This window comes from Streptomyces sp. ISL-87, assembly GCF_018614095.1.
Classification (GTDB): Bacteria; Actinomycetota; Actinomycetes; order Streptomycetales; family Streptomycetaceae; genus Streptomyces.
Window position 1 is genome coordinate 1 of record NZ_JAGGOY010000029.1, and the last position, 301, is coordinate 301.

The window sequence follows — 301 nt, forward strand, 5'->3', positions numbered from 1 at the left end:
GGCGGGGGCGGGGGCGGGGGCAGGGGCAGGGCGTGACAGCTGGCGGCGGATCGTGCCGCAGGCGCTGGTCGTCGCCTTCCTCGCAGGCGGCACCACCGCCTTCGTCGCAGCCGACAAGGAGGTCCGGCTCACCGTCGACGGCGTGCCCAGGACCCTCCACACCTTCGCCGACGGGGTCGACGAACTGCTCGTCGCGGAGGGGCTCGGCGTCGGCCCCCACGATCTCGTCGCCCCGGCCAGGGGAGTGGCCCTCGGCGACGGCGACGAGATCATCGTCCGCTACGGCCGCCCCCTCCAGCTC

At 75.7% G+C, this 301-nt stretch carries 1 protein-coding gene; it reads left to right on the forward strand.

All coding sequences use genetic code 11. The features are described 5' to 3' along the window. Window positions 1–301: ubiquitin-like domain-containing protein (locus J7I97_RS38345; protein WP_251058700.1), on the forward strand; the 301-nt coding region annotated here is incomplete at both ends.